This window comes from Fertoeibacter niger (genome assembly GCF_009380135.2).
GTDB lineage: Bacteria > Pseudomonadota > Alphaproteobacteria > Rhodobacterales > Rhodobacteraceae > Fertoeibacter > Fertoeibacter niger.
Map to the genome: position 1 here is coordinate 33,217 of NZ_WHUT02000015.1, position 22,933 is coordinate 56,149.

Consider the following 22,933-nt stretch of genomic DNA (forward strand, 5'->3'; position numbering starts at 1 on the left):
ATCAGGCCCCGATCTGGCAGACGATGGCATCCATCTGCGCCTCGGCACGGTCCATCAGGCCGGGCAGCCGTTCGGCCAGATCGCGCCGCGTCGCCTCGCGCATGGTCAGCGAGGCGCGCACGGCCTGCGCCAGTTCCTGCGCGTCCAGACGGCGTAGGTCGGCCACATGGTCGCCGATCCCGCATTGTGCGAACACACCCGCCGCCTTGTCGGAATAACCAAGGCCCAGCGTGGGCGTGCCCGATGAAAACGCGCCGATGGTGGCATGCATCCGGGCACCCGCGAACCACGACAGCCGCGACAACACCCATTTCAGTTCCATCGCGTCAAGACGGCCCGGCAGAACCTCGACCCGGTCGGGATAGTCGCCGTCCAGCCGTGCCTTCAGCGCCAGCGAGGCCGCAAGATCGCTTTCGCGGTCGCCCAGATCGCGGTGGACATGGGGCACCAGCAGCAGGCGCAGGCGGGGGTGGTGGTCCAGTGCCGCCCGTGCCGCGGCCTCGATCTGGTGGTCGTGGCGGTCGGCCAGACCAAAGGCTGTCTGCGCCCCGGCCGCGTCCTGCGCCAGCAGGCCCGACACGTTCAGCCCCGCCACCGGGAACCCGCGGGCACAAGATGTCCACACCCGCAGCCGGGGCGACAGGTCGGCCGGTTCGCGGCACGGCAGCGCCACCGCCATGTCAAGGCCCAGCCGGTGCCGGTCGGCATCGAACCGGCGGCCGAGCGCATCGCGCAGAAAATCGAAGCTGGCGGCATCGCGCACCCAGACGGCGCGGGCCGCTGCAAGGATGGCCACCGCCTCGGCACGGTTGGCCGGATCGCGGAACGGCCCCAGCGTCTGCGGCAGCAGGATCAGCGGCAACCCGTTGTCCAGCGCCAGCCGCTTGGTCAGCACCATCGCGCGAAACCGGCGCGGGCCGTAAAGGTCGGTAAAGCTGTCACCCCCGGACACGTCCAGAATGGCGCGCGACCCCGCGATCATCCGGGCCGACGCGCTGGGCCCGCCGCCGATACGGGCCAAGGCCCGCACCGTGGCCAGGCTTTCGCCCCGCCAGAAGCGGCGGTTGTGCGTGAGGCCAAGGCGGCTGACGCGGGCAAAGCCCATGTCGTCCATCCGCACGCCGCGGCCATGGTCGGCCACGGCCAACGGCCCGGTGTCTCGGGCGGCAAGACCTGCAAGCGCGGACAGGCACAGGGCACTCACCCCCTGGTTGCCCGTGTCGGGCGCGGCATTCAGCAAGGTGATCATTGGCACTGCCCTTGAAAAGCTATTGACGGGACCGGAAATATCCCGCCCACATCGACCTTGTCTGCTGCAAGGCGGGATAGGCTTCGGGGCCAAAGGTAGCGCTTTGGCAATTCAGGATCGGCAGAATGAACGTTTGGAGAGCGGGGCTATCACTTTGGATAGGGCGCGCGATGGCACTGGTTCTGCTGGCTGCCTGCACGCCCATGCCGCAGGGCAGTTCGCTGCGGTTTGATGGCGTGGTGGAGCGGATGGCCGTCACGGCGCCCGGCGTGGCGCGGGCGGGTGGGCCGGCCTGCGGCAAGGCGCGGCTGGCGGCGGGGGTGAAAGGCGGCGACAAGGGGGGCGCGGGGTTCACGCCCACGGTCGGCTATCGCGTGGGGCCGGGTGACAACCTGAAGTTTAACATCTTTGGCGAGGAGGGTCTGTCAGACATCACCGCGCGGGTTGACGACGCGGGCTTCGTGCAACTGCCCATCGTCGAACTGGTCAGCGTCGGTGGCAAGACCACGCGCGACATTCAGGCCGGGCTGAAGGAAGCCTATGCGCCGCATTTCATCGACCCCTGGGTGACGGTGGAACTGATCGGCGCAGAAAGCGCGCCATTGTATTTCCTGGGTGAATTCCGCGAGCCCGGTGTGCGCTACATGAAAGGTGCGACGAACGTGCTGGAGGCGGTGGCGCTGGCGGGCGGCCTTGGGCAAGAGGCCTATCTGCCGGGCGCGCGGCTTTTGCGCGATGACCGCATCTGCACGGTCGATCTGAACGCGCTGCTGCGCAACGGTGCTTTTGAACAGAATGTCTGGATGAAGCCGCGCGACGTGCTGTTCGCCCCCCGGAAAGAGGACATGTCGGTCTATGCCCTTGGGGCCGTGGTGCGGCCGCAGGCGGTGGCCTTCGGGGCCGAGGGGCGGACGCTGTTGCAGGTTCTGGCGGTGGCCGGGGGGCCGGTGGCGGGCCAGGCGCTGTTGTCCGATGTGCGCATCATCCGCACCGCATCGCCCACACAGGGCGAGCTGATCATCGTCGATGCAACGCGGATGCTGACGGGCAAGGGCTTGGACTTCCCGCTGGAGCCGGGAGACGTGGTGTTCGTGCCGCGCTCGGCGCTCGGCGACTGGAACGTGGCGATCGGCGAGATTTTGCCCAGCCTGCAACTGCTGGGCGGGGTATTGACGCCCATCACGCTGATCGAAAGCCTGAACAACGAATAGATGCTGCAAGCGGGGCCAAGGCTGCCCCGTGCGGCCCGGACTGACGTGAATACGAGTGAGGGACCGATGAAAATCTTGCTGGCCGACGATCAGGAATTGGTGCGTGACACGATTGCCGCCTTTCTGCGGCTGGAACCGGGCATCGCGGTGGATGTGGCCGCCGATTTCCCGCAGGCGCTGACGGCGGTGCGCGTGGCGGCGGGGGCCGGGGCGCCACATGACCTGATCCTGCTGGATTACATGATGCCTGGCATGAACGGGTTGGCCGGGCTGGCCGCGATGCGGACGGCCTGTCCGGGTGTGCCGGTGGCCATCCTGTCGGGCACCGCGCCGCGGTCGGTCGCCGAACAGGCGCTGGCCGAGGGAGCGGCGGGTTTCCTGCCCAAGACGATGTCGACCCGGACGCTGATCGCCGCGCTGCGTTTCATGGCGGCGGGCGAGGTCTATGCGCCCATGTCGATGATGACCGATCGCGATGCGGCCTCGGCGTCGCTGGCGGGCGCTCAGCTGACCCCGCGCGAGACCGAGGTGCTGCGCCTTTTGTGCCAGGGTTTGGCCAACAAGGAGATCGCCCGCGAACTGGATCTGCAGGAGGTGACGGTGAAACTGCACGTCAAGACGCTGTATCGCAAGATCGAGGCCCGCAACCGCACCCATGCCGCGATGATCGCCAAGGAGGCGGGCCTGTTCTGATCGTCCTATCCGAAGGGGTAGGTCAGTGCCCCTTTGCTTTGGCGACGCGGCCAGTCGGGCATGCTATAGCACGGGCTCTGGAAGCAGGCTGAAACGGGGCTGACGATGCATACGATCCGACACATCCGGTCGACATGGCTGGGCGCTGGGCTGGGCGCTGGGCTGCTGGCGGCGCTTTTGACCACCGGCGCGGGATCGGCCGAAACCCTGCCCGCCGCACAGGGCGAAGTGATCCTGTCCGTGTCGGGCGCCATCAGCACGACCAACGGCGACGGTGTTCTGGCGCTGGATGCCGACTTGCTGGCCACCTTGCCGCAACACGCGTTCACCACGGCAACGATCTGGACTGAAGGCACAGCCACCTATTCCGGCGTGCTGTTGCGCGATCTTCTGGCGGCGGCGGGGGCCACGGGTGCCACGGTAAAGCTGACGGCGCTGAACGACTATCAGATCGCGATGCCCGCCGCCGATGCGGCAACGGACGGGCCGCTTCTGGCCTATCTGGCAGACGGCCAACCGATGTCGATACGCGACAAGGGCCCGGTCTGGCTGATCTACCCCTTTGATGACGTAGCCGCCTACCGGACCGAGCAGACCTATGCGCGCTCGATCTGGCAGCTGAACCGGATCGAGATCACAGACTGAACGCCGCCCTTCGCCCCTTGATCGCCACGTCGGCGCGGATGCGCTGGCTGCGCAGCGCCATGGTGGTGCTGATCGTCCTTGCGTTTGTCGCCATCGTGGTGCTTGCCGCGCAACTGCGGGGCGAGTTGCGGTTGCTGCAGGAAGAGCCCGTCGACAGCCTGCACTGGAACGTCACCCAGCTGGAACTGGACGTGGTGCGGCTGGAAGCGGCGGCAACCCTGGCGCAGGCCGTTCCGATGGCCGATCTGGCCGACCTGCGCAAACGGTTCGACCTGTTCTACAGCCGCGCGGACACGGTGACGAAGGGGACGATGTTCCTGCGGCTGGGCTTGTCGGAAACGGTGACGCCCTTGAAGTCGCGGATGCAGGCGTTTCTGGACGACACCGCCGCCCTGATCGACGGAGACGAGGCCGCCCTGCGCGCTGCCCTGCCTGAGGTGGAGGACGCGCTGGGGGCCTTGCGGCTGGATCTGCGGGCGGCGGTCATTCAGGTGATCGACGTCAACGCCGCGCTGCAGGATGCCCGCCGCGCCAAACTGTCGGACGTGGTGCAGATGATCGCCCTCGCCAGCGTGGCGCTGATCGCGCTGCTGCTGGGGCTGCTGGGCATGGTGGTGACGCTGAACCGGCAGGCCGGACGGCGCGCGCGTGAGGTGCAGCGCATCACCTCACGCCTTGCCGCGACGGTCGGCACGTCGCTGGACGCGGTGGTGGTGGCAGGGATGGACGGCCGGGTGATCGAGTTCAACGCCGCCGCCGAAACCATCTTTGGCTATGCGCGCGCCGAGGCCATCGGCCAGCCGTTGGCAAACCTGATCATCCCGCCGCATCACCGGGCCGCGCATGATGCCGGCATGGAGAGGATGAAGACCACCGGCGTGCGCCATGTCGTCGATGCCGGGCGGATCCGCATCACAGCCATGCGCAAGTCGGGCGAGGAGTTTCCGGTCGAACTGTCCATCGCCAGCAACGACAGCCCCGAGGGCATGATCTTCATCGCCTATCTGCGCGACATTTCTGACGCCCGCAGGGCCGAGGCGGCGCTGGTGGCCGCGCGTGACGAGGCGCAGGCAGCTGAACGCACCAAGACCAGCTTCATCGCCGTGATGAGCCACGAGATGCGCACACCGCTGAACGGCGTGATCGGCGCGCTCGAGGTGCTGGGCCGCACCCCGTTGGAGCCCAAGCAGGAACGTTTCCTGACGCTGGCGCGCACCTCGGCCAAGCAACTGCTGCGCCATGTGAACGACGTGCTGGACATAAGCCGCGTCGATGCGGGTCACGCCGGCCTGCTGGATGACCGGTTCGACATGCCTGCGCTGGTCGCCACCCTTGTCGATCCGCTGCGCCCGGTGGCTGGGCAGAAGAACAACCGCATCGATGTGCGGCTGCTGGGCGATTTCCCCCCGCTTCAGGGCGATCCGTTCCGCATCGGGCAGATCCTGCAGAATTTCATCTCGAACGCGATCAAGTTCACCGAAGACGGCAGCATCACGGTAGAAGCCGAGGTGCAGCGGATGAACGGCTCGCAGGTCGAGGTGGAATTGCGGGTGACTGACACGGGCATTGGCATTGCCGAGCCCGACCAGGATCGCATCTTCGAGGATTTCGTGATGGTCGATCCGTCCTATGGCCGGTCGGTCGGCGGCACCGGGCTGGGCCTTGCGATCTCGCGCAGACTGGCGCGGGCGATGGGGGGCGAGGTCGGTGTGGAAAGCGCCGAGGGCGAGGGCAGTTGCTTCTGGCTGCGGCTGCCCTTGCGGTCGGCGGCGGACCCGACGGTGGTGGCGGTATCGGATGCCACTCCTCACCAGAGCCAGGCCAGCCCGGCACTGGACGTTCTGGTGGTCGAGGACAACGAAACCAACCGCATCGTGCTGGAAGAGATGCTGCACCACCTGGGCCACCGCGTGACACTGGCCGTCGATGGCGGCGACGGGGTCGAGAAGGCGCGCGCGCGGCGTTTCGATGTCATCCTGATGGATCTGTCGATGCCGCTGATGGATGGCTGGACCGCAGCCACGGCGATCCGGCTGTTGGGTGCATCGCAGCACAGCCGCATTCTAGCCGTCACCGCCCATGCCCGCCCCGACCAGACAGACCGTCTCGAGGAGGCGGGCCTGGATGGATGGCTGACCAAGCCGCTGTCCACCGCGAGCCTGACCGAAGCCTTGACACGCGACCATGCCGCCGGGGCAAGCCCCGCGACAGATCACCCTCTGGAGACGTTTCTGGACGCGGAAAGGCTTGATGACCTGAGGCGCATCGCCAACCAGGCCGGATTGCACCGCATTCTGCAAAAGTTCAGGACCGACATCGAAAGAACCCTGGCGACCATTGATGTCGATGGTGAAACCGCATCGCCTGCCGACCTCGCCGCCGTTGCGCACGCCGGTGTCGGCGCAGCTGCCGTTGTCGGCGCATCACGGTTGAGCCGCGAGCTTGCCAGTCTGGAAGCCGCCTGTCTGGTCGGAGACGCAACGGCCATGAAGGCCCACCGCGCCGGGCTCCCAGCTATCTGGCTTGGCACCTTGGCGGCATTGGACACCGAAATTGGCGCGGCCTCGGTCAACGGGTCGGATGGCACAGCCACAGGTAGAGGCTGACGCGTTCGCGCCGTCGCCTTGGGGCGGAAGGACTACTTTTTCGCAGGCTTCAGGGCAGATCCATACATGTCCCCCGACACTCGGGGCCAATGGCGCAATCCTGAAACACCATGCCAAACAGGCGCTTTTCGGGCGGGACGAGAACACCAGGCCCGGCCACCACCGCAATCTTGCCGCAGGTCGGGACCAGAAGCCCCGCAATCAGCGGTAAAGACTTGGTCTTTCCATACCCCTCCGGGCCAGGCAGGGCCTTGCGTTTTCTGGCACAGGTTTTGCCGCTGCCAGTTTCGTGCGCCCGCGTTTGCCCTTTCAGCAGCCATCTTGCGCCATATTTTTGCATCGATCGTTACGTAATTCCTTGACGCGCCGAGCAGCCCGCCATAGTAGTTAATGTGTCGATCGATACAGAAAAATGGCGGCCTGAAGCATGCGGCGAGCAAGATCATGCAAATGAAGTAAACTCCATGATGCAACCCAAGGCATGCTGTTTGCGCCAGCCCTAGCGGCGTCGCCACTTTTCCAAGCCGGGCGAGCGGGGACGACCGTCCCCCTGCGCATCGCGCTCTCGATCCACCCACAATCGAAACAGCCCGTTGTCTCTTGTCCCGAGGCACGGTGCCACGACCAGAAGGTGCTTTCAAATGCCCAGCAAGGTTAACTTTCCGCCAGACCATGATCCCCGCGTTTCGTCGCTTTATGCTTTGAACGACATCGACATCAACGCACCGCCCGAGGTGGTGTGGAAACTGCTGGTCGATGCAACGAACTGGTCAGGATATTTCCCGCCCGAGAACCAGATCACGATCCTTGGCGGCGAGACCGAGCTGGCCCAGGGAACGCGCTATACAAGGGTCACGGTCGGGCATGTCATGCGCTGTGTCGTCACGGAGTGCGACCCGCTTCACAGGCTGTCATGGTCAACCACGGTCGATGGCGACACGACCGGATCCAGCGCATACCACGGCTGGGTGATCACACCGACGGCCGAAGGCTGCTACCTTTCGACCGAAGAGACGCTGCAGGGCGAGTTCTTTCTTGACCTGATCGGGCGCAAGAGCCCCGGCGCGCTTTACAAGTACCACCAGGACTGGGTCGAGCTGCTGGCGCGTGCCGCAGAAGCAAAAGCCGCAAGGTGATTTTCGCAACGGTCTTTCCACCCCCCCCCTTCAAGGAACCAAGCAGATGACTAAGAACAGCCTCCTTCTCGCAGGCGCTGTGCTGGCGCATGTAGCGCCCGCCCATGCCCAGATCACCGACAAGGGAAATCCCTATGAAGGGATTGACGTTTCAAACGAAACGCTCGTTGCCGAACTGGACAGCTTCGAAAGCGGCTTCGCCCAGGTCAACGGCATCCGGATGCACTATGTCGAAGGCGGCGAAGGCACGCCGGTCGTGTTGATGGCAGGCTGGCCGCAGACATGGTGGGCCTTCAACCAGATCATGCCGGACCTTGCCGGGAACCACCACGTCATCGCGGTCGATATCCGCGGGATGGGGGCCACCGACAAGCCCGAAGGCGGCTATGACAAGAAGAACATGGCCCGCGACATCCACGAGTTGATCGGCAGCCTGGGCTACGAATCCGCCCATATCGTCGGCCATGACATCGGCTCGCAGGTCGCCTATGCCTTCGCGGCCAACTATCCGGACGCGACGACGTCGGTCAGCTTCCTTGACGTGTCAGCGCAGCCGCAAAGCACGCGCGACATGCGCCTGGTGCCGGCGCGCGCCCTGACGGGCAACTTTCAGGAAGATTTCTTCCTGTGGTGGTTTGCCTTCAACCAGGTTCTCGGCATGCCCGAACAGCTGATCGAAGGCCGGGCCCACATCTTCCAGAACTGGTTCTGGGACGCGCTGCTTTACAAGAAGGATGCCCTGTCAGAACGGGACCGCGCAGTTTATGCGAACGCCTACAACACGGTGGACGGGATCCGCGGCGGCAACGGATGGTATCAGGCCTATGCGCAGGATCTTGACGATCAGCTGACCTACCCGGACCAGCTCACCATGCCATCCCTCGGGATTGGTGGCCTTGGGAACGCCCTGCTTGTTGAATTCATGACGGACCGGTTCGCCGAACCGCGTCTGGAGCATCTGCCAGAGGCCGGCCACTACATCGCCGAAGAAGCCCCCGAAGAAGTCGTGACTTTTCTTACCGAGTTCCTGCAGTCGGTCGACCGGCAATAACGCGCTGTGCGGTCGCCGGTCGGCGACCGCACCCCTACTGGCAAGTCTTGGCGACGGTGATCCCGAAAATCGCCCGGCCCTGAGCGGTCAAGCCTTGGCAAGACGCTTCTCTCATCCGGTTCAGGGGCATCCTGCCGATCCGGATCGGACGGACGACGCGGCTATGCGCCCTTGCCCGTGGCTGCGTCCCATCCGGCCAACGCGACGTCCACCGCCGCCTCCAGTTCTGCGCGACTCACGTTGTCACGCGCAAGAATGGACATGCCGTTCTGGACCATCTGGACGAACCGGGCGAGTGCCACAGTATCGGCCGAGGGCGGAAGCTCACCCTCATGGACCGCGCGATCAAAACGCGCCCGCAGACGAGCGCCAAGACCTGCGCGCGCGGCTTTCACGATCTCACCAAGCTCGGCATTGCCTTCGCTGCTGACGGACGACAACGTCACCATGCATCCGCGCGGAATATCGAGAAGGCTGCCCGTCAGGGCCGCCGCAGAGTCGCGCAGCAAGGACTCGACCGCTTCGCGCGCCGTTGCCGCCGCGTTGAACTTTTCCCAGACCAGCGCTTCGTATTTTTCCTGATAGTGCCGGATCGCTTCGGCATAGAGCGCGTCCTTCGATCCGAACGCGGCGTAAAGACTGGGCGAGCCGATGCCCATCGCTGCGGTCAGATCGCTGACCGAGCTTGCGGTGTAGCCTTTGGTCCAGAACACGCGGGTTGCTGCCGTCAGGGCGGCGTCATAGTCGAACGATCTCGGCCGACCGCGACCACGGTCGGGCGGCAGGGGGGATGGGGTCGGTCGCTCCGCTTTATGCATTGATCGATACATAAACATGCCAGCAGCGGTCCGCAACATCAAATTCTGCCTAGGACTTGCTTGCAGACTGCCGATCCGCGGCTAGTGGCCGGGCGTCGTCACGCGGGTTTTTTTGAAGGGCAGACAGGCCCGTTCGCGCTTGACCGCAGCACGAGAACGGCGGCAGCAGGCGCGACAACGCGGCGCCCCTTTGGAACGCATAGCGGATCGGTGGGCACAGCCGGGGTCGCGGAAGGATTGCTTGGCGCCTCGACCTGCAGACCGGCCCACCCATGCCCGTCGCGCAAAAGACGGACGGGGCGGTTGCGCGCAAGGCAAGGGAGGTCCGTCGCCTGAACACGCTGGCCGCGCTGGTGTCTGGGTCTGCTGGAGGCACCGTTAGAAGCTGCCGCCGGACGTGAACGCGCCCGGCGGCAGTTGATTTACATCAGATGCTCGATCCGGATCGGAAGATCGCGCACCCGTATCCCGGTCGCGTGGAAGATCGCGTTGGAGATGGCCGCGGCGACGCCGACGACACCGATTTCGCCCACCCCTTTCACCCCGGCACGGTTCACCAGCCGGTCTTCCTCTTCGACCATGATGGCCTGCACATCTGCGACATCCGCGTTCACCGGCACCAGATAGTCCGCAAGGTTCGCGTTGATGTAGCTGGCGTTTCGGGTGTCGATCTCGCTGTGTTCGTGCAGGGCCGAGCCGATGCCCCAGATCATCCCGCCGACCAGCTGGCCATGCGCCGTGCGGGGGTTGATGATCCGTCCGGCGGCAAAGGCGCCGATCACGCGCGGCACGCGGATTTCACGCGTGCGGCGATGCACGCGCACCTCGACGAACTGCGCACCCAGCGCGAACTGCACGCGGTCGGGCAGATGCACCCCGCCTGCGGGCAGCGCCATGCCACGGTACAGCCCGCGTAGGCTGTCCGGTGCCGTGCCATGTGCCCGCACCTCGGTAAACTCTTCGATCGTACCAAGGCCCGACGCTTCCATCGCAGGCATCACGTCGGCCGGCACGCCGGTCGCAATGCCAAGACGTCTGCGGATCGCATCGCAGGCCGCCATGATCGCCGGAGCCACGCTGGCGGTCGAGGAAGACCCGCCTGCAACCACGGCGGGCGGCAGGTCGGTATCGCCCAGCGCGACGGTGACCTGCGCGATCGGCACGCCCAGCTCTTCGGCGGCGACCTGTGCCATCATCGTGTACATGCCCTGCCCCAACTCGTGCCCGGCGCTTTCGACATGGACGCGTCCGTCCGCCGACAGCCGCACCCGCGCCGCCGAGTTTCCGGCGTGGGTGGGGTAGAACGCCGTGGCGCAGCCCCATCCGACCTGCCAGTCGCCATCGCGCATCGTTGCAGGCTCGCTGGGTCGCCCCTGCCATCCGAACGCGGCGGCGGCCGTGTCAAAGCACAACATCAGAGAGCGGCTGGTATAGGGCAGCCCGCCGACCGGTTCGGTCTGCGTGTCGTTGACCCGGCGCAGCGCGACGGGGTCCATCTGCAACTTGTGGGCCAGCTCGTCCAGGGCCGTTTCCATCGCGAAGGCATAGGGCATTTCACCCGGCGCGCGCATGAAGCCGGGGGTTGACCGGTCGGCCGCCACAACGTTGACGCGGGCCGTGATGTTCGGGCAGGCGTAAAGGCGTGCCGTCATCGACACAGCCCCCATCGCGACCGTGTCGGCGCGTGACGTCACCTCCCACCCTTCGTGGCGCAGCGCGGTCAACCGGCCGTCTTGCGTCGCCGCCAGCTGCACATGGTGCCGGGTTTCCGCGCGATAGCCCGAGACGGTAAACCCCTGCGCCCGCGTTGGAACCAGTTTGACCGGCCGCCCGATGCGCCGGGCCGCAACCGCGACAAGCGCCGTGCGATGGGTGAGAAACCCCTTGGCCCCGAACGCGCCCCCCACATAGGTGCTGATGACGCGGATGCGCGACGGATCAAGGCCAAGCTGCGCGGCCAGCCCGAACTTGACGTTGTTCACATACTGGCTGGGTTCATGGACCGTCAGCCGCCCCGCCTCCCACACACATTGCGTGGCAAACAGCTCCATCGGGTTCTGGTGCTGGGCAGGGGTGGTGTAGTTTGCATCGACGGTTACATTGGCCGTGCGATAGGCTGTATCAAAGTCACCGACGGCAAAGCCCATCGGGTCCAGCGCCTGCCCGGTTGCGACAGACGAGCCCATCCCCGCGACAGGCGCAACCTCGGCCGCATAGCTGACGACGACAAGGTTCGCGGCCTCGCGGGCGGCCTCATAGGTTTCAGCCACCACCATCGCGACCGGCTGGCCCCAATGTGCGATCTCGGCAGAGCCGAGCGGACGCAGCGTATCCGCCATGTATCCGCCACCATAGATCGACGGGGTCTGCCGGATCTCGTCGCCGATCGTCTCGTGGGTCAGGATGTCGATCACGCCCGGCAGCGCCCGCGCCGCCGTCAGGTCGAAGGACTGCAGCCTGCCGCGCCCGATCGAACTGGTGACGAGGTAGGCATGCGCCGTCCGCGCCAGTTTCACGTCGCTGGCATAGGCGGCAGACCCGGTGACCTTCTCGCGCGCCTCATAGCGCCGCTCGGGCTGGCCCATGGTGCCGGTTGCAGCCGGGAAAAGTGTGTCAGTCATGGCGAACCTCCATGGATGCGGCCTGTAGCAGGGCGCGGACCAGCGTGTCGCGGCCCAGCGCGATCTTGAATGCGTTGTGCGACTGCGGGACAGCGGCGGCGAAGGAAGCCTCGGCAGCCCGCGTCGCGGTTGCCTCGTCCAGCACGGCATCGCGCAGGATCGCCTCTGCCTCATGCGCGCGCCACGGCACTGCGGCCAGACCGCCCAGCGCAATGCGGGCATCTGCCACGACATCGCCGTTCATCGCCACCGCGACGGCGGCCGACGCGACGGCATATTCGTAGGACTGGCGGTCGCGGATCTTGAGGTAGAGCGACCGGCTGGCCCAAGGCCCGGCAGGAATGACAAAGTCGAGGATGATCTCGCCGGGGTGCAGCGTGGTCTCGACGTGGGGCGTGTTCCCGGGCAGACGGTGCAACGCCGCAAACGGGATCGTGCGCGTTCCCGCAGGCCCGCCCAGCACCACCGACGCATCAAGCGCCATCAACGCCTGCGCGAAGTCGCCGTGGTAGGTCGCGATGCACTGGCTGCTGGTCCCCAGAACCGCATGCTGGCGGTTCGCCCCGTCAACCGCGGCGCAGCCGCTGCCGGGTGTGCGCTTGTTGCACGCAGCCCAGGTTGGATCGCGGAAATAGGCACAGCGCGTGCGCTGCAGCACGTTTCCGCCCAAGGTCGCCATGTTGCGCAGCTGCGGACTGGCCGCAAGCGACAGGCTTTGCGCGATGACCGGGAATGACGCAGCCACCACCGGGTGATCCGCCACTTCGGCCATCCTGGCGAAAGCCCCCAGCCGCAGGGTCGCCCCGTCGAACCGGATCTGCGCGAAGTCGCTCCCCGCCAGCCGCAGGTCAACAACCCGTTCGGGCTGCATCACCCCGAGTTTCATCAGATCGATCAGCGTGGTCCCGCCCGCAAGAAAGGTTGCCGGCACAGCCGAAGGGGCTTCCCGCTGCGCGACGATGACATCGGCGAGCGTCGCCGGTTGAAGATACTGGAACGGCCGCATTTTAATCTCCCATCTGCTGGCTGGCTTGCAGCACAGCGGCGACGATGTTGGGATAGGCGGCACAGCGACACAGATTGCCGCTCATGTATTCCCGCACCTGATCCGGACTTGTGGCATGACCTTCGTGGACGCAGCTGATCGCGGACAGGATCTGCCCCGGCGTGCAATAGCCGCACTGGAAGGCATCCTGCGCCACGAACGCCTCTTGCATCGGGTGAAGGGTGCCGTCGGGGGCCGCCAGACCTTCGATCGTGACCACCTCGCGCCCCTGTGCGGCAACGGCCAGCGTCAGGCAGGCGAGTTCGCGCCGGCCATCGACCAGCACGGTGCAAGCGCCGCACTGACCGTGATCGCAGCCCTTCTTCGCCCCGGTCAGCCCGATCTCTTCGCGCAGGGCGTCAAGCAGGGTCATGCGCGCATCGACCTGCACCTGATGCAAGCGGCCATTGACGCGCAGCGCGACGTTCAGCGCGGCGCGCGCATCCACCGGCGCAGCCTGTGTCGTGGCCTGCGCCTGTCCCGCCCATCCGATGACCGGCACGACCCCGGTCATCGCCGAGCCGATCAGAAAGTTCCGCCGCCGTTTCGAGACCGGTTCGGTCTTCCTCTCGCTATCGCTCATCTGAAGTTCACTTCCTTTGTCCTTGCTGGTTGATGCCGGACCGCACAGGGCAATCCGGCATGAAATTCGCCTTGCTGGTCCAAGACAAAGCACGGCTGCAAGTCTGCGAGGACCGGCACCGGGGCGCTACGCGGATAGTCTCAACACCGCGCAGGATCCTCTCAGATGTCCGCAGGCTGTTAGCTCGCACATTATGTGTGCTGCGCTGGTCACCGCGCGCCCGACGCTCGCCGCAATCGCGGGCAAAGGCCAAATCGCCCATGCGACGGGGGGCGGGGTCAGCCTAACGGCCGCGCCACCAGACCGAGCGCAGGCTTGCACGCCACAAGGACTGGCACAGGTGCCGATGCTCTATCTGTTCCGCTCGGCAAGCGCCCTCGCCGCCCTCGTCATCTATTGCCAACGAGTCTGACGTGCAGTGATGCTAAAACCGCATCACTTGACTGAATACACTGTCTATCTGACCGAGGCCATCACTGCAAAATTGAACCCAGTGCAAGACGGGCGACCGTCTGGAACTGGGAGGTTGCACTATGCCACTAGAGCTGCGGAACACAGGTTCCTGTTACACTTCGCGCGAAGTCGTGGCGCGCCCCGAGTGCCGCACTTTCCAGCGTATCCACGATCAGGGCCCGCTTGGATGGTAGATGCCTTTGGTCTTGAAGCGCGGCAAAGGGTCGTCGAGGACTTCGTCAGGTCTCAACCAAAGCTTGTTGCGATACCCGGCAGCATCCGGACCTATTCAGCCAATCTCGCTGTATTGCGGACCCTTGCCGATCACTGTTCAGCGCGTGTTTCGGTGGACATTTTCGGGTTGCACCACATCCCGCCATATAATGCTGATCTTGACACGGACACGCCACCGGGGGCTGTAGAATCGCTACGTGCCGCAATCGAACAAAGCGACGGTTTGATTATCTGCTCACCGGAATACAACTATGGCATTCCCGGTGTCCTGAAGAACGCTTTAGACTGGGCATCGCGCCCGGCATACAACTCATCGCTCAAGGGAAAGCCCGCGCTCATCATGACGGCATCAACGGGACAATTCGGTGGCGCGAGGGCGCAATCACCAATTCGCGAATGCCTCTCTGCCACCCTGTGCAGAGTTGTGATCCGACCGCAAATCGCTATCCCCCGCATTGACAAAAAGATTGCAGGGGGCCGCCTTACGGATCCCTTCACTCTGTCGCAAATCGACGAGGCAATCGAAGACCTGATAAAAGAAGTGAAACTTGGAAAAGGAGCAGCACCATGAATAGCATTGCGATGGAGCTGACCGAATTGGAACGTTTGAGCGATCTCCTCAAAATCAAGCGCGCGGTTGAAAGCTGGGTCATCTACCGCGATCGGGGCGACTGGGAGGGTCTGCGGGCGCTTTGGCACAAAGACGGAATCATGGTGGCAACCTGGTTCGATGGACCAGCGCATGAGTTTATCGAGGCCAGCAAACAGGGTTGGGAGCGTGGTTCTATTGTGCATCACTTCCTCGGTGCCTTTGAGGCGCGGATAGTGGACAATCGCGCCATCGCGCAGACCAAAGTAATTCTGAGCGCCCGCGCACCCGTTCACGGAGTCCTTTCAGACATCACCTGTACGGGCCGCTTTTATGACCGGTTCGAAAAAGTCGGCAGCGAATGGCTTTTGCTGCGGCGTCAGGTGATCTATGAAAAGGACCGTCTCGACCCTGTTCAACATGGTGAGCGGGTCGATATCAAACCCGAATTGCTTGACCGCTTCCCACAGGGTTATCGCCACCTGGCATATATGCAATCCAACTCGGGCCAGCCCGTATTGTCCGATCTGCCCGGCCTTCGCGGAGCTGCTGTCGAAAAGCTCTACCGCGAAAGTGATGAGTGGCTTCAAGAAGGCTAGGTGCCGCGCAATTCGCCGCGGCACAAGTTCAACAAATTATCAAGACACGCTGAAAAGGAGAGCTCGGCATGAGCAATGATCAAGTAAACACCGTCGACCGGACCACCGGCAATCCGGGACCCATGCCGAAAGGCGCGCGCAGCGAGTTCGTCGAAGTCAACGATATCCAGCTTCATTACGTCACGATGGGTTCTGGTGCGCCCATGATCCTTTTGCATGGCTGGCCGCAAACCTGGTGGTCTTGGCGACATGTGATGGAGCGGTTCTCCGATCGCTACACCGTCATTGCCGCCGATCTGCGGGGCTGCGGCCTCAGCGAGATCACCAAGACGGGATATGACAAGGCAAACCTCGCAAAGGACATTGCCGAGCTTATCGACAAAGTGGCCGGTGGAAAAGCCATTGTCGTTTCCCACGATATGGGCGGCAAGACCTCATACATGCTGGCCCACCTCTATCCCGATCGGATCGAGAAGCTGGTGATGTCGGACTGTCAGGTTCCGGGCAAGGAAAACCCGAACACACTGGACGGCAGGGGATGGCACTTCGGCTTTCATCAGGCCGAGAATTTCCCGGAGATGCTGACCGAGGGACGCGAACGCGCCTATATTGGCGCCCAGCTTCACAATTGGTCTTACAGTAAAACCCTTTTCAGCGAAGAGGAAATCACCGAATACGCCCGCCAATATACCCGACCGGGCGGCATGACAGCAGGGTTCAATCTCTACAAGGCGATGCCGCAGGACTCGGCGCTGGCCGAAACCTTCCACGGAAAACCGCTTCCTTTTCCGGTGATGACCGTGGCCGGTCGCCACGGTGCAAACAACTATCTGGGCGATGCCATGAAGTTGGAGGCATCGGATTTCGTCGGCCATATCATCCCGGATTGCGGTCACTTCGTTGTAAAGGAGGCTTTCGAAGAGTTCTGCGCACATCTGGACGAGTTTCTTGCCCGTCCGCCTGCGGGCCTGCGCAATTGAGGCCGCTGAAATGAAGGTTGGATCAACGATACTCTGGACCGGAACCGTCCGCGCCTTGCCGTTGCAGGATCAGTTGATCGTTGCCAGAAATCTTGGCTGCGACATGCTTTCAATCGCACCCTACAACTATAACAAATGGCTTTCAGAAGGGCTTTCAACGGCGGAGATGCTTCTGATCGCCGAAGATCACGGCGTGAGACTCTCGCACCTCGACCCCTATGCGCGCTGGATCAAGAGCTGGCGCGCCAACAACCTGGATACCAACAAATACCCTGTTGGATTTCGCGGCTTTGCCGAGGATGATTTCTTCCATATGGCTGAGGCTCTCGGCGTCAATTCCATGTCCGCAATCATCAGTTGCGATGCGGACAAGGTCGGCTTTGACGAAATGTGTGAAGGGCTTGCCCGCACATGTGACCGGGCGGCAGATCTTGGAATGCGGTGCGACGTGGAGTTCATTCCGGTCTGGGGCCTTCCGGATCTTGCAAGTGCCGTAAAGCTACTGGACGCCGTCGATCGGCCAAATTCCGGGATTGTATTCGATTTCTGGCATTTCCTTCGTGGAAATCCAGATATGGATCTTCTTGCCAGCCTTCCCGCTGAAAGGATTGCCTGGGTGCAGATCACCGATGCAGAGGCGGTGGTGCCACAGGGTCGGACGCTGGTCGAGGACACTTTGAGCCATCGTCTTCTTCCGGGTGAGGGAGGACTACCAGTTGTTGATCTTTTGAGGCAGCTCAACAGCATGGGTGCACTGAACCGCGTGGGCCCCGAGATTTTTTCGGCGAAACTGGACCGCCTTGATGCAGAAAAAATCTCTGGGGAAGTCGCGCTGTCCATGGAATGGCTGTTTTCCAAAGCAGGGGTTGAAAACCCTTTTCGGGTGCCTTCAAGACCGGTTGGTCCTGAAGGCAATTACAGGTTTTGACCTCTGTTTACAGATCGGAATACCGTCGCAAGACAGTTCCCGTTTTAGGATGATCACGAAGGAGAATGGACAGATAATCCAGTAAGAGGCCAAGTCAGACACTCAATCCGCTTTGCGCAGAAGGCGAAGCGGTCAAGTGCCATCAAATAAAAGGGAGGAGACTGAAATGATGTTTATGAAAAGGCTTATGGCCGGTGCTGCTGTCCTGGCGGCATTGCCGGGGCTAATCCAACCAGTTGCGGCAAACGAGTTGGCGAACAGCTATGATGCCATTCTGGAGGCCGCAAAAAGCGAACAAACGCTTGAGGTATGGGTGCTCATCCCCACCAAGCCCGAGACGCACCGCGCCGTGATCGACGCCTTCAAACAAGAATTTGGGCTCGAAACCACGATCAACTGGGTCTCGATCACCCCGTCAACGGCCGTCGCGCGGACAGTGGCTGAATCCCAGAGCGGCCGCGTATCGGTGGATATACTGGAGGGTTCGGAAGAGGAGGTCAAGGTCGCGGTCGCCCAGGATTTGGCGATGAAAATCGACTGGACCGGAATTTTCTCGGAGCGGTTTCCCGGCATCGACAAGCTGGAGAATGATATCATTAGCGAATTCAAGGGGTTTGCGCTGCCCTATTTCGACTATCCATATGGCACTGGCTGGAATCCGGATCTGATCGACGAATCAGAGGTGCCGACAAAGATTACAGACTTCACCGATCCGAAGTTCAAAGGCCGCTTTGCATTCAATCAGTTCGCGTTGAATCCGGTTCCTATTCTTGGGCCGTTCCTTGGTGCCGAAGAAACCATCCAGCTTGCCAAAGATATCATGGCAAACCAGCCCGTGCTGATACGCGGCACCCCCTCGATTGCGCAGGCGATCGTCTCTGGGGCAGTGCCGTTCGGAGTTACAGGCTATACGGTCGCCGAAACAGCCAGGCGCAATGGAGAGCCGATCCGGTTCAAACTGTGGGAAGACTATGTGCCGACCGCGATCCAGTTCCTGATGGTTCCGAAAAACTCACCCTCGCCCAACACCGCGGCACTCTTCACCGCCTGGTTCGTCAGCGAGGGTTATAAGGTCGCAGACGCAGTGGAGCCAACCCCGCCCCCGCATGACCTTACGACCGAGCTCAGCAAGATGACGATCGCCACCCTCGAAGCTGGCGCGACCCATGCAAGACTGACCGAGATCGGACAGCTTGATGTCACCAAGCAGGTTCTGGAAGCCATCAATCTGTTAATGAGCGGTCAGCAGTAGCAGGCTGAACACTTATTCGGCGCCGTGAGTGAACCTCATGGCGCCGCTTTCAACAATTCGCATCGCGAATATACAGGTGGAGCACCGGTCAATGGTCATGGGATCAGACAAAGAAGCTCCGGGTGCCCGGGCAGAGAACGCAGTATCTTTGCTCGCCGGGCTCGTCGGAAAGGGATTGGGTGAATCCTTCGCGCCTGAAATCCACATGCTGGAAGGAGAGTCACTTGATATACGTTACGTCTTCCGCAGGATTGACCTGTCCCTGACGGGGAAGGAAAACGAAGACCTTCCGGCGGTGCTGGAGGGCGCCAAGACCTGCGGGTTCAATGGCCTGGTGATTACGCATCCGTGCAAGCAGGCGGTCATACCCCATTTAAATGGAATCTCTGAAACCGCAGCTATTCTGAATGCAGTCAATACCGTTGTATTCAAGTATGACGGCGCCTATGGGCATAATACCGATTGGCTGGGTTTCCTGACTGCATTCCGGGCAGGGCTGGGCGATCTTCCGTCGGACCACGTTGTAATTCTTGGCTGCGGGGGCGCCGGTGCGGCCATGGCATTTGCCATGCTGAAGCATGGGACAAGCCGACTGACCCTTCACGACACTGAATCGAGTCGGGCAGATGAGTTGGCCGCCCGGATGAGCACCCACTTTCCCGATCAGACTGTCGAAGCCGCCGATGCGATTGACAGGTTTGTTGCGCAGGCAGACGGGATCATCAATGCAACGCCAATCGGCATGACACATTACCCCGGAACGCCAGTAGACCTGAATCTGATGCGTTCGGATCTTTGGGCGCTTGACTTGAACTACTTCCCTGAAGAGACCGAACTTCTTGAGGCGGCCAGAAAGGCTGGAGCCCGCACAATGAACGGGCGGCATATGAGTGCCTCGCAAGTTGCCGAACAAATGAGGTTGTTCGGCGGTGTGATTGCAGACCCTGAACGCATCCTGCGCTTCTCGGACGCGCTTTCCGAACATCGAAAAGCAAGCAAAGGTAGAAAAGAATGATGGTGGACAAGGCCAATCTCTACAAGGCGACCGCCAGATCGTCGGGCGATAATGACGAGCGGGCGCTTTTGGTGGTCCGCGATCTGAGGAAATATTTCGGTGACCCTGACCGCGGGTCGCCGGTCATTGCCATCGACTCGGTCAATTTCGAAGTCAAGCGTGGAGATTTTCTCACACTGCTTGGCCCAAGCGGCTGTGGCAAGTCCACGACGCTGCAATGCATTGCCGGTTTGCAGCACCCGAGTTCGGGGCAGATCGATATGGATGGAGAAATCGTGTTCAGTGATCAGCAAGGCATCACGGTGCCTGCGAACAAGCGAAAGCTGGGCATGGTCTTTCAATCCTATGCGATTTGGCCTCATATGACGGTTTTCGACAATGTTGCCTTTCCTTTGGTCCATGGTTCCGCACGCGTTCCAAGCGCGGAAGTCAAAAGGCGGGTCATGGAGGCGCTTGAGTTGGTCGAGCTTGATCATCTTGCCTTGCGCTATTCGCCACATCTCAGCGGCGGTCAGCAGCAGCGGGTTGCCTTGGCCCGGGCCCTGGTTCATCAGCCCAAACTGTTGTTGCTCGATGAGCCGCTGTCCAACCTTGATGTGCAGCTTCGCGATACCATGCGCGTCGAAATCCGCCAGCTGGTGAAGCAGCTTGGCATTACTACAGTCTTTGTGACGCATGATCAGGCAGAAGCAATGTCGATGTCGGACGAGATCGTCCTTATGCAGTCCGGGCGGATCATGCAAAAGGGAACGCCACGACAGATATTCCTTTGTCCGAAGTCGCGCTTCGCAGCTGATTTCATGGGGCGAAGCAATCTCATTCCCGCAGCACTCAACCACGACGGAACCATTGCAGACACTCCGTTTGGACAGCTTCGGTGCAATCCGGACCACAAGTTGGCACCGAATTCGCGCGCTCTGCTGGTCATTCGGCCACAGGCGATTGTCGTGCCTGATCCCGAGGTTGACGCAGTTTCCCCCAATACCCTGCTTGGTGAGATCAGGACTCTTAGCTTTCTGGGGGAAACCGTCGAGATTGATCTTGGCATCAATGGCCATTGCCTCAAGGTGATGGCTGACCCCTACCTGAGCCTTTCGGCTGGTCAGGTGATCCGGGTGGTTTTGCCGCCCGAGCGTTGTCTTGTCGTGCCGGATCCGGATGCATCAGACAGGACACAAGCTGCCGTTGGTCTCATCGGCAATGGCGCAACCGCCTCCCGGAACGGTGCAGCAGTGCGCGAGACGCGCTAGGAGGAACAGATGTCTGTCGTCAGTCAATCGCGGATGCGCCGGTCAGGCATAACGCCACAGACCTATGTGAAGTGGATCCTGCTGGCCCTGGTCAGCGCAATGGTCATGGGCCCCCTGTTTGTGCTGGTGCTGACGAGCTTCAGGCCGCCCGGTGCGTTGCCTTTTCAGGATGCCGGCTACACGCTGGCCAACTATGTCGACATCCTGACCCGCCGGGGATCGCTGCGGATTTTCTGGAATACGCTCTACTATGCCAGTTCGAGTGTCGTGTTGGGCATAACCATCGCTATGATCATTGCGTGGCTGACCGAGCGGACCAACATGGGCGGACGGACGCTATTTCGGATATTGATGTTCTCCTGGATGGCGGTGCCACCGCTGGTCTTTGGTTATGGATGGATCCTGCTGATCAATCCCGGAAACGGTGCTATCAACGTCTTGCTGATGAATGTTTTCAGGTTATCCGGGGCGCCATTGTCGCCTTATTCTCCGCTGGCGCTGATCATCATCAGCGGGCTCAGCCTTGTGCCGACCGCCTATGTCATGATCAGCGGCCTGCTGAGGAATATGGACCCCTCGCTTGAGGATGCGGGCTATGTCATTGGCGCCGCCCGCAGCACCACGGTGCGCAAGATCACACTGCCCCTGATGCGCCCCGGCTTGCTGAGTGTCTCGATTTTTCTGATCATGGCGATGGTTCAGACCTTCGACCTGCCACAGATCCTCGGTGCGACAGCGCAATTTCCGGTGCTGAGCACCCGGATCTATCTGCTGGCAACGCCGGAAGTCGGCGTTCCCAACTACGGTCTTGCCGGTGCACTGGGCGTGTTCCTGCTTATGCTCGCTCTGGCGCTGATGTGGTTCTATTTCCGTGCGATCCAGCTTGCAGAGCGGTTTCGCACCGTCACCGGCAAGGGGTTCCGACCACGGCGCTCTGACCTTGGGCGGTGGAGGCCGGCGGCCTATCTATTCGTGGGAACGTATTTCACGGTCATGATCCTGCCACTGCTGATCCTGCTGTGGACCAGTCTTCTGCCATATTACAGGGTGCCATCCTTTGCCGCCTTTGCCGATCTGAGCCTCGCCTCCTACGCGAAAGTCCTGACTGAACCGACAGTGCTGCGGGCGATGGAGAACACCTTGTTCCTCGTGTTCATCAGTTCGACCGCTGTGATGGCCCTGTCCTGCCTGATCAGCTGGTTTGCGGTCCGTTCGGGCGGGCGAAGCAGCCGCCTTCTCGACTTGCTGTCGTTTCTTCCGACGGCGGTGCCGCCAATCGTGATGGCAGTCGCGATGCTGCTTCTGTTCATGCGCTCGCCGATTTACGGCACGATCTGGGTGATCATCATAGGGCATATCGTGATCTACCTGCCCTTCGGCACGCGAACGATGAACTCTGCATTCATGCAGATTCATCACGAGCTGGAGCACGCAGCGGCGGTGTGCGGCGCGACCTGGATGACGGGGCTGCGCCGGGTTCTTGTGCCACTGGTCTGGCCGCATGTTCTGAACGCTTGGCTGTGGGTTCTTGCGCACAGCGTACGGGATCTGACCTTCCCGCTCATCCTTCTGTCTTCCCAGAACCTTGTGCTGGCATCCGCGCTTTATCTCAGGTGGGATATGCCGGACCAAACCGGGGCCTCGGCGATCGCGATGATACTGGTCGTCGGTTTGAGTGCGCTGGTCGTTCCAATACAGATCTACACCACGCGCCGGATTGATCGGGACTGACGGTTCCCGTTTGAGGACAGTCACGGAGCACATGCTGATATTGCATCTCGGCCCCGCAAACGGGCCGAGATGATGCCGTTCTGACACCGCGCTGATAGGGGGACCAACGAGCGTCACGCTCAAGATCATGCGGGGCGTGCCCCCCGATTGGCGCAGCAGCAGAGGCGCCTGATCCCGCGTCGCACGAAGCCTTCAGACGCCACGAAGCAGGTTCCGATGTTGCGCGGCAGGGGGGGCAAACGGA

General features: G+C 62.3%; 20 protein-coding genes. 14 read left to right on the forward strand and 6 right to left on the reverse strand.

Going from position 1 to position 22,933, the window contains the following annotated elements; genetic code table 11:
• Window position 1 precedes the first annotated feature (1 nt).
• Window positions 2-1,249, reverse strand: a complete 1,248-nt coding sequence (locus GEU84_RS18855) for a polysaccharide pyruvyl transferase family protein (protein ID WP_152828578.1) — start codon at window positions 1,247-1,249, stop codon at window positions 2-4.
• A gap of 170 nt (window positions 1,250-1,419) precedes the next feature.
• Between GEU84_RS18855 and GEU84_RS18860 the strand changes: the two genes are divergently transcribed.
• The 4 genes from GEU84_RS18860 to GEU84_RS18875 all read left to right on the forward strand — a co-directional run bounded on the left by GEU84_RS18860 (window position 1,420) and on the right by GEU84_RS18875 (window position 6,404).
• A complete protein-coding gene (locus GEU84_RS18860) occupies window positions 1,420-2,460 on the forward strand; it encodes a polysaccharide biosynthesis/export family protein (RefSeq protein ID WP_174539997.1) in 1,041 nt (346 codons plus the stop codon).
• A gap of 66 nt (window positions 2,461-2,526) precedes the next feature.
• A complete protein-coding gene (locus tag GEU84_RS18865; protein ID WP_152828576.1) occupies window positions 2,527-3,153 on the forward strand; it encodes a response regulator in 627 nt (208 codons plus the stop codon).
• A 105-nt stretch (window positions 3,154-3,258) separates the two neighbouring features.
• Entirely contained in the window at window positions 3,259-3,798 is a 540-nt protein-coding gene (locus GEU84_RS18870) for a putative pterin-binding protein (RefSeq protein WP_152828575.1), read from the forward strand.
• Window positions 3,799-3,836: 38 nt separating this feature from the next.
• Window positions 3,837-6,404 (forward strand): PAS domain-containing hybrid sensor histidine kinase/response regulator, encoded by a 2,568-nt coding sequence (locus GEU84_RS18875; protein WP_152828574.1) that lies wholly within the window; start codon window positions 3,837-3,839, stop codon window positions 6,402-6,404.
• Between the two features lie 49 nt (window positions 6,405-6,453).
• Here GEU84_RS18875 and GEU84_RS18880 read toward each other — a convergent pair whose 3' ends face one another.
• Window positions 6,454-6,744: a P-loop NTPase family protein gene (locus tag GEU84_RS18880; RefSeq protein WP_152828573.1), complete on the reverse strand. Its 291-nt coding sequence runs from the start codon at window positions 6,742-6,744 to the stop codon at window positions 6,454-6,456.
• 301 nt (window positions 6,745-7,045) lie between these two features.
• Here GEU84_RS18880 and GEU84_RS18885 point away from each other — a divergent pair, with 301 nt between their 5' ends.
• Entirely contained in the window at window positions 7,046-7,540 is a 495-nt protein-coding gene (locus tag GEU84_RS18885) for an SRPBCC domain-containing protein (RefSeq protein WP_152828572.1), read from the forward strand.
• A 46-nt stretch (window positions 7,541-7,586) separates the two neighbouring features.
• The gene (locus GEU84_RS18890; protein WP_152828571.1) at window positions 7,587-8,591 is read left to right on the forward strand and encodes an alpha/beta fold hydrolase; all 1,005 of its coding nucleotides are present in this window, start codon (window positions 7,587-7,589) and stop codon (window positions 8,589-8,591) included.
• A 161-nt stretch (window positions 8,592-8,752) separates the two neighbouring features.
• Here GEU84_RS18890 and GEU84_RS18895 read toward each other — a convergent pair whose 3' ends face one another.
• The 4 genes from GEU84_RS18895 to GEU84_RS18910 all read right to left on the reverse strand — a co-directional run bounded on the left by GEU84_RS18895 (window position 8,753) and on the right by GEU84_RS18910 (window position 13,658).
• Window positions 8,753-9,448, reverse strand: coding sequence for a TetR/AcrR family transcriptional regulator (locus tag GEU84_RS18895; protein WP_338144838.1), 696 nt, complete (start codon window positions 9,446-9,448; stop codon window positions 8,753-8,755).
• 383 nt (window positions 9,449-9,831) lie between these two features.
• Window positions 9,832-12,030, reverse strand: coding sequence for a xanthine dehydrogenase family protein molybdopterin-binding subunit (locus tag GEU84_RS18900; RefSeq protein WP_217438609.1), 2,199 nt, complete (start codon window positions 12,028-12,030; stop codon window positions 9,832-9,834).
• On the reverse strand, window positions 12,023-13,036 hold the full coding sequence (locus tag GEU84_RS18905; protein WP_152828570.1) for an FAD binding domain-containing protein: 1,014 nt from the start codon (window positions 13,034-13,036) through the stop codon (window positions 12,023-12,025). The genes GEU84_RS18900 and GEU84_RS18905 overlap by 8 nt, the downstream gene beginning before the upstream one ends.
• Before the next feature lies 1 nt (window position 13,037).
• On the reverse strand, window positions 13,038-13,658 hold the full coding sequence (locus tag GEU84_RS18910) for a 2Fe-2S iron-sulfur cluster-binding protein (protein ID WP_152828569.1): 621 nt from the start codon (window positions 13,656-13,658) through the stop codon (window positions 13,038-13,040).
• A gap of 640 nt (window positions 13,659-14,298) precedes the next feature.
• Between GEU84_RS18910 and GEU84_RS18915 the strand changes: the two genes are divergently transcribed.
• The 8 genes from GEU84_RS18915 (at window position 14,299) to GEU84_RS18950 (ending at window position 22,689) form a co-directional block, all read left to right on the forward strand.
• Window positions 14,299-14,916: an NADPH-dependent FMN reductase gene (locus tag GEU84_RS18915; RefSeq protein ID WP_152828568.1), complete on the forward strand. Its 618-nt coding sequence runs from the start codon at window positions 14,299-14,301 to the stop codon at window positions 14,914-14,916.
• Window positions 14,913-15,533: a nuclear transport factor 2 family protein gene (locus GEU84_RS18920; RefSeq protein WP_152828567.1), complete on the forward strand. Its 621-nt coding sequence runs from the start codon at window positions 14,913-14,915 to the stop codon at window positions 15,531-15,533. Before GEU84_RS18915 ends, GEU84_RS18920 begins: the two co-directional genes overlap by 4 nt.
• Before the next feature lie 68 nt (window positions 15,534-15,601).
• Window positions 15,602-16,513 carry an alpha/beta fold hydrolase gene (locus tag GEU84_RS18925; protein ID WP_152828566.1) on the forward strand — a complete coding sequence of 304 codons (912 nt, stop codon included), beginning with the start codon at window positions 15,602-15,604 and terminating at the stop codon, window positions 16,511-16,513.
• The gene (locus tag GEU84_RS18930; RefSeq protein ID WP_152828565.1) at window positions 16,482-17,441 is read left to right on the forward strand and encodes a sugar phosphate isomerase/epimerase family protein; all 960 of its coding nucleotides are present in this window, start codon (window positions 16,482-16,484) and stop codon (window positions 17,439-17,441) included. The genes GEU84_RS18925 and GEU84_RS18930 overlap by 32 nt, the downstream gene beginning before the upstream one ends.
• Window positions 17,442-17,607: 166 nt before the next feature.
• Entirely contained in the window at window positions 17,608-18,693 is a 1,086-nt protein-coding gene (locus GEU84_RS18935) for an ABC transporter substrate-binding protein (RefSeq protein WP_152828564.1), read from the forward strand.
• A gap of 37 nt (window positions 18,694-18,730) precedes the next feature.
• Window positions 18,731-19,708 (forward strand): shikimate dehydrogenase, encoded by a 978-nt coding sequence (locus GEU84_RS18940; RefSeq protein WP_152828563.1) that lies wholly within the window; start codon window positions 18,731-18,733, stop codon window positions 19,706-19,708.
• Complete coding sequence (locus GEU84_RS18945) at window positions 19,705-20,958, forward strand: ABC transporter ATP-binding protein (protein WP_152828562.1); 1,254 nt, start codon at window positions 19,705-19,707, stop codon at window positions 20,956-20,958. Before GEU84_RS18940 ends, GEU84_RS18945 begins: the two co-directional genes overlap by 4 nt.
• A 9-nt stretch (window positions 20,959-20,967) precedes the next feature.
• Entirely contained in the window at window positions 20,968-22,689 is a 1,722-nt protein-coding gene (locus GEU84_RS18950; RefSeq protein ID WP_152828561.1) for an ABC transporter permease, read from the forward strand.
• The last annotated feature ends 244 nt before the right edge of the window (window positions 22,690-22,933 follow it).

Excerpts from the sequence above, each read along its gene's own strand:
- GEU84_RS18940 (WP_152828563.1), top strand. The coding sequence starts at position 18,731 with ATGGCGCCGCTTTCAACAATTCGCATCGCGAATATACAGGTGGAGCAC.
- GEU84_RS18865 (WP_152828576.1), top strand. The coding sequence starts at position 2,527 with ATGAAAATCTTGCTGGCCGACGATCAGGAATTGGTGCGTGACACGATT.
- GEU84_RS18950 (WP_152828561.1), top strand. The coding sequence starts at position 20,968 with ATGTCTGTCGTCAGTCAATCGCGGATGCGCCGGTCAGGCATAACGCCA.
- GEU84_RS18915 (WP_152828568.1), top strand. The coding sequence starts at position 14,299 with ATGGTAGATGCCTTTGGTCTTGAAGCGCGGCAAAGGGTCGTCGAGGAC.
- GEU84_RS18945 (WP_152828562.1), top strand. The coding sequence starts at position 19,705 with ATGATGGTGGACAAGGCCAATCTCTACAAGGCGACCGCCAGATCGTCG.
- GEU84_RS18875 (WP_152828574.1), top strand. The coding sequence starts at position 3,837 with ATGCGCTGGCTGCGCAGCGCCATGGTGGTGCTGATCGTCCTTGCGTTT.
- GEU84_RS18935 (WP_152828564.1), top strand. The coding sequence starts at position 17,608 with ATGATGTTTATGAAAAGGCTTATGGCCGGTGCTGCTGTCCTGGCGGCA.
- GEU84_RS18895 (WP_338144838.1), bottom strand. The coding sequence starts at position 9,448 with ATGTTGCGGACCGCTGCTGGCATGTTTATGTATCGATCAATGCATAAA.
- GEU84_RS18920 (WP_152828567.1), top strand. The coding sequence starts at position 14,913 with ATGAATAGCATTGCGATGGAGCTGACCGAATTGGAACGTTTGAGCGAT.
- GEU84_RS18870 (WP_152828575.1), top strand. The coding sequence starts at position 3,259 with ATGCATACGATCCGACACATCCGGTCGACATGGCTGGGCGCTGGGCTG.
- GEU84_RS18885 (WP_152828572.1), top strand. The coding sequence starts at position 7,046 with ATGCCCAGCAAGGTTAACTTTCCGCCAGACCATGATCCCCGCGTTTCG.
- GEU84_RS18860 (WP_174539997.1), top strand. The coding sequence starts at position 1,420 with ATGGCACTGGTTCTGCTGGCTGCCTGCACGCCCATGCCGCAGGGCAGT.
- GEU84_RS18925 (WP_152828566.1), top strand. The coding sequence starts at position 15,602 with ATGAGCAATGATCAAGTAAACACCGTCGACCGGACCACCGGCAATCCG.
- GEU84_RS18890 (WP_152828571.1), top strand. The coding sequence starts at position 7,587 with ATGACTAAGAACAGCCTCCTTCTCGCAGGCGCTGTGCTGGCGCATGTA.
- GEU84_RS18905 (WP_152828570.1), bottom strand. The coding sequence starts at position 13,036 with ATGCGGCCGTTCCAGTATCTTCAACCGGCGACGCTCGCCGATGTCATC.
- GEU84_RS18880 (WP_152828573.1), bottom strand. The coding sequence starts at position 6,744 with ATGCAAAAATATGGCGCAAGATGGCTGCTGAAAGGGCAAACGCGGGCG.
- GEU84_RS18855 (WP_152828578.1), bottom strand. The coding sequence starts at position 1,249 with ATGATCACCTTGCTGAATGCCGCGCCCGACACGGGCAACCAGGGGGTG.
- GEU84_RS18900 (WP_217438609.1), bottom strand. The coding sequence starts at position 12,030 with ATGACTGACACACTTTTCCCGGCTGCAACCGGCACCATGGGCCAGCCC.
- GEU84_RS18910 (WP_152828569.1), bottom strand. The coding sequence starts at position 13,658 with ATGAGCGATAGCGAGAGGAAGACCGAACCGGTCTCGAAACGGCGGCGG.